This window comes from Geobacter argillaceus, assembly GCF_007830735.1.
GTDB classification, from domain to species: domain Bacteria; phylum Desulfobacterota; class Desulfuromonadia; order Geobacterales; family DSM-12255; genus Geomobilibacter; species Geomobilibacter argillaceus.
Genome location: NZ_VLLN01000048.1, coordinates 1 through 10,945 on the forward strand (window position 1 = coordinate 1; position 10,945 = coordinate 10,945).

The 10,945-nt window shown below is 53.3% G+C and carries 8 protein-coding genes; 5 read left to right on the top strand and 3 right to left on the bottom strand.

The features are described from left to right. Positions 1-274: 274 nt before the first annotated feature. Entirely contained in the window at positions 275-952 is a 678-nt protein-coding gene (gene elbB / locus JN12_RS19880) for an isoprenoid biosynthesis glyoxalase ElbB (protein ID WP_145026150.1), read from the bottom strand. 1,433 nt (positions 953-2,385) lie between these two features. Here elbB and JN12_RS19885 point away from each other — a divergent pair. The 5 genes from JN12_RS19885 (at position 2,386) to JN12_RS19905 (ending at position 10,235) form a co-directional block, all read left to right on the top strand. Then, a complete protein-coding gene (locus JN12_RS19885) occupies positions 2,386-4,086 on the top strand; it encodes a DUF1302 domain-containing protein (RefSeq protein WP_211360595.1) in 1,701 nt (566 codons plus the stop codon). Positions 4,087-4,102: 16 nt separating this feature from the next. Continuing rightward, on the top strand, positions 4,103-5,458 hold the full coding sequence (locus JN12_RS19890; protein WP_145026156.1) for a DUF1329 domain-containing protein: 1,356 nt from the start codon (positions 4,103-4,105) through the stop codon (positions 5,456-5,458). 168 nt (positions 5,459-5,626) lie between these two features. Beyond that, a complete protein-coding gene (locus JN12_RS19895; protein ID WP_145026159.1) occupies positions 5,627-6,703 on the top strand; it encodes a WD40/YVTN/BNR-like repeat-containing protein in 1,077 nt (358 codons plus the stop codon). 97 nt (positions 6,704-6,800) lie between these two features. Beyond that, a complete protein-coding gene (locus JN12_RS19900; RefSeq protein WP_145026162.1) occupies positions 6,801-9,275 on the top strand; it encodes an efflux RND transporter permease subunit in 2,475 nt (824 codons plus the stop codon). Between the two features lie 153 nt (positions 9,276-9,428). Further along, on the top strand, positions 9,429-10,235 hold the full coding sequence (locus JN12_RS19905; protein ID WP_145026165.1) for an IclR family transcriptional regulator: 807 nt from the start codon (positions 9,429-9,431) through the stop codon (positions 10,233-10,235). Positions 10,236-10,445: 210 nt separating this feature from the next. On the opposite strand, the gene JN12_RS20605 is transcribed toward JN12_RS19905, so the two are convergent. After that, the gene (locus tag JN12_RS20605; protein ID WP_170242094.1) at positions 10,446-10,595 is read right to left on the bottom strand and encodes a hypothetical protein; all 150 of its coding nucleotides are present in this window, start codon (positions 10,593-10,595) and stop codon (positions 10,446-10,448) included. 58 nt (positions 10,596-10,653) lie between these two features. Then, on the bottom strand, positions 10,654-10,945 hold a 292-nt coding region (locus JN12_RS19910; RefSeq protein WP_211360596.1), incomplete at its 5' end, for a transposase.

The window sequence follows — 10,945 nt, forward strand, 5'->3', positions numbered from 1 at the left end:
TTGATCAGATCAAAGAGCGCCTTGGGGGGATACATCCGTCGACAGAGAGCACGGCTGGGAGCATCCAAGGCCATAACGGCAACTGCACATAAGCTCGCAAGACTGGTGTACTCCATGCTGAAGAACAGGACGTCGTACGCAGATCTTGGTCAGGATCATTATGAGGAGCGTTACCGCTCACGAGTCGTACAGAATCTGAAACGTAAAGCACAACAACTCGGTTTTGAACTGGTCCCGGTACAGGGTCAAATGGCTTGACATAAAACCCATAAATTCAACCACCTATGGTTAAGTTACTCAGAAGTTCCAACAATGCCTTCACAGTCCTGTCAATTCCTTCTGCCGTCTCCGAAATCCGTGCGGCCAGCATGTAGGCAGGAGTGGAGACAATCTTGTTTTCTTTATCCAGGACAAAATCCCGAACAGGACAGGCCACATGTCTGCTGCCGGTGGCATTGATTGCCGCTGCAGTTCCGGCATCGGTGCCAATGGTAAGTTGAGGAGTGTATTGCTTGCCAAGAGTTGCAGCAATCAGGGCCGGGGCGATGCAGATCGCACCGATCGGCTTCTTCTCCGCAGCCATCTCCTGCAGTAGTCTGGCCACATCCGGCTGTATGGACGCATCTGCTCCCTTGGAGGTAAAGTCACAGAGATTTTTGGCAGCCCCGAAACCACCGGGAAAGATGATGGCATCCAGATCACTGGACTTGATATCTGCTATATTCTTGATCTTTCCACGGGAGATACGGGCTGATTCGATTTGTACATTACGCCTGGCACCGGTAGGTTGACCGGAAAGGTGATTGATTTCTTCCAATTCAATATCAGGAGCCATGCAGACCGCTTGGGCACCATTCTGATCAATAGCCAAAAGGGTGAAGACTGCCTCGTGAATCTCGCTGCCGTCATAAACCCCGCAGCCGGAAAGAACTACGCCAACTCTTTTTTTCATAAAGGTCTCCTCCACAAAATAGTAAAACATTCTTTTACAATGCAAGTTCCAAGCCTTCATAGAAAGCCATCACAATAGGTCCCGCATCAGACCAGGCTGAGTTATACACCAAAAAATACCGCAATAACAGTCAATTGTAGTTAACAACCTCCACGCATTGCTCCTCTCGCTGCTATCTAGTCACGACAAACTTAGTTATTTTTTTCATAAAAAAGGCTTTATCAATCGCAAATACACCTTTCGCTGCCCCAAATTGCCCAGTTGAATAAAATTGGATGTCGCATTTGAGAATCCGTACAACTTACTAATCTAAAGATATCTTTTGGAAATACTTTCTTATTATATACCGAAATTAATGATTCTCGATGGTGTGGCAGATTAGTCGCAAACTTTTGATAAAAAGATAATATTGCAACTTATCAATCTCATTCTCTTTAACCAACTCTTCATACAGAAACAGGTGAGTGTTACGATTGTGAGTGTTACGATACGACGGCAAAATTCTCTAAATAATGGTGAACGTGAATCCTCTACCCAATATTCACCTTGGTCTATTTCTAAGCACGATCACCGCCGAATCAGCCAATCAAGCATATTTAAGCTAGTTACCACTTATCAAATTTGTATCCTTTAACACCTGAACCAGAAATATCAAATCTCTAGTTTTTTATTATTTCATAAAAGAATAGAGTTTATCTGGACCTATTTCTAAAATAATTAAACTTCGTGACCTCTACGGTTGCTGGGACGATAATATCTCCTGAATCCTCTAAAATGTTCCATTCTTCGTGTAAAACATCAATATACTCAATCACTCACACGCAACATTAACCGCATCCAACCAACAAAACACCCTCCGACACTTCAAATCTACCTACATATAAAAACAACATTCTGCCACACCACGCGACAACGCTAAACGCTATATATAGTTGTTTTATATTTACTTTTAGATTTCCAAACCGTCACAGCCGAGCAATTATCGCAGACCTTATACCACTATTACAAACAGCGTTTGGCACAAGCCGTGCTTTATTGTCAGCATTGCACAACTGAAGCAATTTCAACCAAGCCCGCATCCGTGCCCGTTCCATCAGATCGAGTTGATGATACATGAACGAACTGAGTTGTCCGTAATGGTACTGCGACACCCTAAACAGGACAAAGCGTTAGATCATTATGGATATGCGGGCGCATGATCAGAAACAGTCACTTATTCAATATTGATGTAGTAACTAACTTATCAACCAATGACAATGCTGACACAGAAGTTAATAACGCTATTGCACAATGTTCCACTGGTAACCATTTTGCGCTAAACGACATAACAGCTAATCATACAGATACAGTGTCGTTTATCGAGAAAGGAGAGCCGTAACGGGGATATTAGTTCTTGGTTATAAGCAAAATTCGACAGGAGGGTTTAGATGGTGATGAAATATACAATAAAGAATCAAAAGCATGGTCTGCGGCTCATCTGCCGGCAAAAGTGTCTGGCAGTGGCGCTGGTCGCAGCAATGAGTATATGCGGCAGTGCCGAAGCGTTCGAGATCCCGACGGACAACGAAGACGTCGTAATCCATTGGGACAACACCTTCAGATACACCCTGGCCCAGCGTCTCAAAGGGCAGAGCAAGGACATTGCCGGTAGTGCCAACAACAACGACGGTGACCGCAACTTCGATGTGGGGATTGTCTCGAGTCGCCTGGATCTCCTCACCGAGACCGATCTGGTCTACAAAAAGGATTTTGGCTTCCGCTTGAGCGGTGCCCTCTGGTACGACCCGATCTACAAGGCGGGGTTGGATAACAACTCAGCCATGTTCTCAAACCATCTTGAAAAAGGTACCCCCTCAACCGGCCTGAATCAGTACACCAAGCGCCGCTTTGGCGGGCCGGACGGAGAACTGCTGGACGCCTTCGTCTTTGGCAAGTATGACGCCGGTGACGTGCCGATCAACGTCCGGGCGGGTCGGCATACGATCTACTGGGGTGAGGCGTTCTTCCCGGGAGCCGGTGCCAACGGGATCTCCTACGCTCAATCGCCGATCGATATGGCCAAGGCGTTGGCCATGCCCGGCGTCGAGCTGAAGGAGATCTTCCGGCCGCTGAATCAGGTCTCGGTACAGATCCAGCCGACCAAGGAACTGACTATTGCCGGCCAGTACTACCTGGAATGGGAGTCCAACATCTTTCCCGAGGGGGGGAGTTATCTGGGGATGGTTGATGGTCTGATGAACAGCGGCGAGTCCTTCATATTCCCGGGCCCACCGGGCGGACCACCATTAGTTTGGGTTCCTAACGGCGGCGACCGCCGGCCCAGCGATGCGCGCGACTGGGGGCTCAAGGTGGCCTACAGTCCCGAATGGCTGAACGGGACCCTGGGTTTCCACTATCGCAACTTCTCCGACAAGATGCCGCAGGTGCTCATGGATGCCAGCGGCTATCACAATGACTACAAATCCAACATCAGCCTGTACGGGATCAGCTTTGCCAAGCAGATCCTGGGGGTCAGCGTCGGTTCGGAAATCTCCTACCGCCGGAACATGCCGCTGACGAGCAGTTGGTTTTCCCCGGCCGGTGCCCGTGGCGACACCATGCACGCGGTGGTGAACTTCCTGACGCTGTTGCCCAAGACCCCCCTGTTCGATACCGGTTCGGCGATCCTGGAGTTCGCCTATGGCCGCTGGAACCGGGTCAGTGAAAATGCCCAGTACTTCACTGGCAGCGCCGGTACCAACTTGATGGGCGGCCCCACCAACGTTGGCCTCGACGCAACCACCCGTGACAACTCAGTAGTAACGGTCAACCTGGTTCCGGAGTGGAAACAGGTACTGCCCGGGGTAGATATGGCCATGCCGCTTAACTTCTCCATGGGGATGCACGGCAATGCCGCGACCGCCCTCGGCGGCAACGAGGGGGTTGGCAGTTACAGCGCCGGACTCTCCTTTGACGTTTTTGCCAAGTATAAGATCGATCTGACCTATGCCAGTTTCTTCGGCACGGTTCATCCGAATGCCGGTGGTCAGGTGCTACCGCCGGGTCTTGCCGATCCCGGTCAAGGCGCCCAAGGGATGATCGCCCTGCTCAGGGACCGAGACCTGTTGTCTCTGACATTGAAAGCCACATTCTAACCAAAGGAGAAACGATATGTTGATACGCAACAGCATACTGGCAGGGTGTCTGACCCTGGCCAGCGCAGGACTGGCATTTGGGGCGGTATCCGCGGACAAGGCGGCGCAGCTCGGCAAGAACCTGACCCTGGTCGGGGCCGAAAAGGCCGGCAACAAGGAAGGGACCATTCCCGAGTACACCGGCGGGCTCACCACGCCTCCAGCCGGATTCAAGAAGGGGAGCGGCTGGCGGCCCGACCCGTTTGCCGGCGATAAGCCGCAGTTCTCCATCAGTGCCAAGAACATGGCACAGTACTCGGACAAGCTGTCCGAAGGGGTCAAGGCGATGTTGAAGAAGTACCCGGCCTACCGACTCGAGGTCTACAAGACCCACCGATCGTCGGCCTTCCCCAAGTCCTTACTGGACAACACCGTTAAGCACGCCACCACAGCCAAGACCACTAGCGGCGGCCTGACGTTTACCGGCGCCCATGCAGGTTTCCCCTTCCCGATCCCGAATGATGGCTTTGAAGCGATGTGGAACCACCTGACGCGTTACAACGGTCTGACCTATGATGTCCAATTCTCGTCATATACCGTGGATTCCAATGGTATTCCCACCATGCAGTCCTCGGGTAATGTCATCGAGGAATACCCGTATTACGATCCGTCAAAGCCCAGTGCCAAAAACTACTACATGATCAGGTTCAACTATCAGGGGCCTGCCCGGCGGGTTGGCGAGGGGGCTTTGATCATCGACCCAATCGACCCGTACAATGAGAAGCGGAAGGCGTGGCAGTATCTCCCCGGGCAGAGAAGGACGAAGCTGGCGCCGGACCTCTCCTTTGACACCCCCAGTTCACTTACCGGCGGTGCATATGTGTGGGACGACATCTTCCTGTTCAGCGGTTCCATGGAAAGGTACAATTTCAAGCTCGTCGGCAAAAAAGAGATGTATGTGCCGTACAACAACTACAAGATGATTTATGGCAGCAAACATGAGGACGTATTGTCAAAGAATTTCCCGAACCCCTCAATAGTTCGCTGGGAACTGCACCGGGTCTGGGTGGTGGAAGGGACATTGAAGCCGGGCAAGCGCCATCTCTATAGCAAGCGGGTCTACTATCTGGATGAAGACAGTTGGACCGCCAACCTGAGCGACGAATACGATGGCCGCGGGCAGCTCTACCGGGTTGGGATGACCTATCTTACCCCAAGCTACGACGCACTGAGCCCGTTCGGGGATACCTATTCCGTTACCGACCTGGTTACCAACTCATATGCCCTGAACTGCTTACTGGTACCGGGGAAAAAGGGTATCCTCTACCCCGGCAAACCGTTCCCGGCAAGCTATTGGACGGCTGACGCCCTGGCAGGCATGGGTATCCGTTAACCTATAACGCAGTTGCGCTCCCTGCAGATGCGTCAGCAGGGAGCGCAACCCCTATCACATTGCAAAAAGCAGCCTCGTGGCTACCTATTGAACTCTGAACGCCATTACGTCGTCGGTTCGGGAAAGATTCACGTAGTTCCGCAACATCAGTCACACCAGGGAGAAGATATGAAATCGAGAACTCTACTCATAGCACTGATATCCATCGTCCTGCCCTTATCCATGGTCCTTGCCACGGTATCGTTCCAGGATGTGCTTGATACCCCGGCAGTCAAAAGCACGTTAGCCGCGAAGTCCCTACTGATAGGCGCCACTCTGGCCGGCAAGCGTATCGTAGCGGTCGGGCAGCGCGGCCACATCGTCTACTCGGATGATCAGGGGAAGAACTGGACCCAGGCAATAGTGCCGGTCAGCTCCGACCTCGTTGCCGTGCATTTCCCCACCCCCCAAAAGGGGTGGGCAGTAGGACACGACGGAGTAGTGCTGCATAGTGCCGACAGCGGCGCCACCTGGACCAGGCAGTTCGACGGCCGGGCCGCGGCCCAGGCCCTGGTGAATAGCTACACGGACAGTGCCCCACCTCCTACCGGCAAACCGGCTACCGCCGATACGGCAATTCTGCCGGATGATATCAAAAAGATTGCGGATCAGGGCCCGGACAAGCCGTTTCTCGATGTCTGGTTCGAAAACGAAACCACCGGTTTCATCGTCGGTGCCTTCAGCCTCATATTCCGTACCACAGACGGCGGTAAAAGCTGGATCCCTTGGTACGATCGGATCGATAACCCGAAACGTTTTCACCTGTACTCGATCCGCCCCGTAGGTGGAGAGCTGTTCCTCACCGCCGAGCAGGGAACAGTGTTCAAGCTTGACCCGAAAGGTGAGCGGTTCAAGGCCATCAAGACCCCGTATGTGGGCACGTTCTTCGGCATCACGGGCAAATCCGGTGCTCTGGTCGCTTTTGGCATGCGAGGCAATGCATTTTGCAGCCGGGACGGCGGAAACCGTTGGCAAAAAGTGGAAACGGGCGTAACCAGCGGCTTGATGGGTGGTGCCCTGACCGAGGATGGTCGGATCGTGCTGGTGAGCCAGGTGGGGCATGTACTTGTAAGTGGTGACAACGGGGCAAGTTTCAGCCAGATCAAGATCAATCAACCGACCCCCGCAGCCGGGGTTGCCTCCATTGGCGGGAATACCATGGCGCTGGTTGGCCAACGTGGCGTGCAGGTGCAAGAAATCAAATAATAACTGCTCAGGCGTTGAGGCTGAAGTGCCCTGGACATCGGGACTGACAGTCTTCAGCCTAACGGCCTGAAGCAGTTACACGACAGGGAGAACTGAAATGGCAGTGGGATCTGGAAAAATGGATGAAATGCCGGTTGTAAAGGATATCAAGGAGTTCGACCATAACTCCGGCAATTGGCTGGAGCGGCTGATCTTCAACAACCGACCGGTCGTGATGGCCGTATGCATCGTCGTCACCCTGGTGCTTGCCTTCCAGGCGACAAAGCTCGTATTCAACGCCAGCTTCGAAAAGATGCTCCCCCAGAGCCACCCCTACATCAAGAACTACCTGGCGAACAAGCAGGATCTGAGGGGACTGGGAAACTCGATCCGGGTGGTGGTGGAAAATACCAAGGGGGACATCTTCGATCCCCAGTACCTGGATATCCTGCGCCAGATCAATGATGACCTGGTGCTTACTCCCGGTGTTGACCGCGCCTGGGTGAAATCGATCTGGACACCGGCGGTCCGCTGGAATGAGGTCACCGAGGAAGGTTTCCAAGGTGGTCCGGTCATGCCGGACAACTTCGACGGCTCGGCAGAGAAGGTGGCGAAGCTTCGGCAGAACATCAGCCGTTCCGGCATTGTCGGGAGCCTTCTGGGGACGAACTACAAATCGGCCATGGTCTTTGTCCCGCTTCTCGATACGGACCCCACCACCGGCAAGCGTCTCGACTACAGTACCTTCTCCAAGCAGGTCGAAAGCAATATCCGGATGAAATACGAGACCATGGGGAAGGGTGAGATCAAGGTCCATATCATCGGTTTTGCCAAACTGGTTGGCGACCTGATCGACGGCCTGATGCAGGTCATGACCTACTTCGCCCTGGCCGCCCTGATTGCCGCCATCGTGATCTTCCTCTACACCCGCTGCATCCGGAGCACGGCCCTGGTCATCATCTGCTCGGTGGTGGCGGTCATTTGGCAGCTGGGGATCGTCACTACGCTGGGATTCGAACTCGACCCCTACTCCATCCTGGTCCCGTTCCTGGTCTTTGCCATCGGGGTCTCCCACGGCGTGCAGAAAATGAACGGCATCATGCAGGACGTCGGGCGCGGCACCCACAAACTGGTAGCGGCGCGCTATACCTTCCGCCGCCTGTTCCTGGCCGGGCTGACGGCCCTCTTGGCCGACGCGGTCGGCTTTGCCGTCCTGATGATGATCGACATCCCGGTCATCAGGGACCTGGCGCTGACCGCCAGCATCGGGGTGGCCGGGCTCATCCTTACCAACCTCCTCCTGTTGCCGGTCTTTCTCTCCTACACCGGGGTCAGCCTCAAGGCGGCCAGTCGCACCCTGCGGGAAGAAGACGACGAAAGCACTGGCAAGGGAGCTGGTGCCATCTGGGGCCTGTTGGACCACTTCACCGAAAAGCGGTGGGCGACCCGGGCGGTGACGATCTCGGCGGTACTGGCCGTGGCCGGCTTCATCGTCAGCCTCAACCTGAAGATCGGCGACCTGGACCCCGGAGCCCCGGAATTGCGCTCCAACTCCCGCTATAACAGGGACAACGCCTTTGTCACGTCCAACTACTCCCTTTCCAGCGATCAGTTTGCCGTGATACTGAAAACGCCCAAGGAGGGTGCCATCAAGTACGAACCGCTCATCGCTGCCGACCAGCTCGCCTGGGCATTGCAGCAGGTTCCCGGCGTACAGGCCACGGTCACTCTGGCCGACTCGATTCGTGTGGTAACGGCAGGCACGTATGAAGGTAGTCCCAAGTGGTATACCATCAACCGCAATCAGGACGTGCTCAACTACTGCGGAGGGCAGGCGTTCTCCGATAACCCGGATATCGCCAACAGCACGTTATCGGTCACGCCGGTCATCGCCTACCTGTCCGATCACAAGGCCGAGACACTGGCCCGGGTGTTGAACGTTGCGGAAGAGTTCGTCAAGACACACGCCACCAAGGATCGGCAGTTCCTGCTGGCAGCAGGTAGTTCCGGGATCGAGGCGGCCACCAACATCGTGGTCAAGGCGGCCAACCGCACCATGCTCCTCTACGTGTACGGCGCGGTGATCATTCTCTGCTTCATTACTTTCCGCAGTTGGCGCGCTGTGGTGGTAGCAGTTCTCCCGCTTGCCCTGACCTCAATCCTGTGCGAAGCACTGATGGTGGGCTTGGGTATCGGCGTCAAGGTCGCCACCCTCCCCGTGATTGCCTTGGGGGTGGGAATCGGGGTCGATTATGCATTGTATCTGCTGAGCATGCAGCTTACCTACCAGCGCCAGGGAATGCCGCTGGGCGAGGCGTACCAGAAGGCAGTCCAGTTTACCGGCAAGGTAGTTGGCCTGGTGGGGATCACCCTGGCCGGCGGGGTCATCACCTGGTCGCTGTCGCCGATCAAGTTCCAGGCCGACATGGGGATACTGCTCACCTTCATGTTCCTCTGGAACATGTTCGGCGCACTCATCCTCATTCCTGCTCTCTCTCACTTTATGCTCAGCAACGTGACTGCAGCCATTGAGGATACCGTTGAAGATGAAATAACCACGGTAAATTGCCAGACCGTTCAAGTCCCTGAATAGGCTGATCACACACAAACTAATGTCGAATTTGGCTTCGTTAGCAATTCGTTGCCGCTCATGACGCTCCCCGTTTTCGGGGGGCACCATGAGCGGATCTTTTGCCTATGTTGCGACTATAAACCGCAATACCTTGATATACATACCGTGAGTTCAATCATGAAGAAGCAGAAATCCGCTTACTTGATTCAGTCGGTAGCACACGCCTTTGACATTCTGGAGCAATTCAAAGACAAAGTGGAAGAACTTGGCGTCACCGATTTGAGTAAGCGTCTGCAACTCAATAAAAACAGCATATTCAGACTTCTTTCAACCTTGGAGTCCCGTAGTTTTATCGAACAGAACAAGGATACGGGAAACTACCGGCTTGGACCCAAGAATCTGCAGCTCGCGCAGACGGTCATCAAGCAGCTGAAGCTCCACCACCACTCAATGCCGGTACTGAAATCGTTGACCGTCGACTGCAATGAAACTTGCTACGTTGCTGTGCTGAAAGGTTCAGACGTCGTCTACCTCGACACCGTCGAATCCACTCTTCCAGTTCGCATTGTTCCGAAGACAGGATTAATGCTCCCTGTCCATTGCACGGCCGCCGGCAAAGTGCTGCTTGCCGGAGCAATCGACAAAAAGCAACAGACTTATCCTCCGTTCATGGAATTCAAGCAATATACGCCGAATACCATCACTGATCGAAACGAGTTCGATAACCATCTGGAAACAATTGCCAGGCAAGGGTATGCCCTGGAGGATGAAGAACTGGATCTGGGAGTGAGGGGTGTTGCAGCACCTATTCGTGATTATACCAAGTGTGTGGTTGGTGCGATAACCGTTTCCGGCCCTGCCATCCGTTTCAGCGAAGCAAGAATGCTGAACGAACTGGTTCCGATGGTCCAGAGAGCCGCCACAGAGTTATCTCTTCGGATTGGCTATTATTTGTCTGCTGTTGTCGCAAGCAATACCTGATCAGGATGACATCTCTTACGGAGGCTCAATTCACCCTCCCAAATACCTGCAGGTTTCTTAATCAGTCGTTAATGATGCAAAACCGAAGGGCAGGTCCATGGACCTGCCCCAAGAAGTAAGGGATTGTTGTTGCTCAATGGGCAATGTGCCCAGACAGCAGCTTATTTCTGCTGTGATGCAGTACAATGACTGACAGTATTCAGCCGATGATTAGTCATAATCGACCTGCAGATACAGCTTCCCATCTTCCGAGCACGCCAGGCGCACTTTGCAGCCGTTTAAAAAAACGACTTCAGAAGGGTAGAGTTCGTCATTCCCTTTGTAATTGATCCTGCCAGCCAATTTTTTTGTTGTTTTCATCTCTCCATGCTCCTTTCAGGTGGTTTATAGTGGCCGAATACCTAGTACCTATTAACATTTAAAAGTTCGGATAAAGCCTCTTCAGCTTGATCCGGGCATCAGTTGTTGTAAATTGCCAGTCAATCTTATTGGTACAGTTATTTCGGTCTTTTTCCCATGCAGTCACTTCGGCCTGCATTGTTGCCATATCAGGGATCCGGCGATCAAGGCACTGCCCCTTAAGCACGCTGAGTTCAATCTCGGCCATATTCAGCCAACTGCCGTGCTTGGGCGTGTAATGTATATCAAGTCGTTCAGCCAGTCTTCTGGCTTCTTGAGGTTCAAACGTTTCGTAGAGAGAGGCAATGCTG

Coding starts and splice junctions, on each gene's coding strand:
- JN12_RS19900 (WP_145026162.1), top strand. CDS start 6,801: ATGGCAGTGGGATCTGGAAAAATGGATGAAATGCCGGTTGTAAAGGAT.
- JN12_RS19885 (WP_211360595.1), top strand. CDS start 2,386: ATGAAATATACAATAAAGAATCAAAAGCATGGTCTGCGGCTCATCTGC.
- JN12_RS19890 (WP_145026156.1), top strand. CDS start 4,103: ATGTTGATACGCAACAGCATACTGGCAGGGTGTCTGACCCTGGCCAGC.
- JN12_RS20605 (WP_170242094.1), bottom strand. CDS start 10,595: ATGAAAACAACAAAAAAATTGGCTGGCAGGATCAATTACAAAGGGAAT.
- elbB (WP_145026150.1), bottom strand. CDS start 952: ATGAAAAAAAGAGTTGGCGTAGTTCTTTCCGGCTGCGGGGTTTATGAC.
- JN12_RS19895 (WP_145026159.1), top strand. CDS start 5,627: ATGAAATCGAGAACTCTACTCATAGCACTGATATCCATCGTCCTGCCC.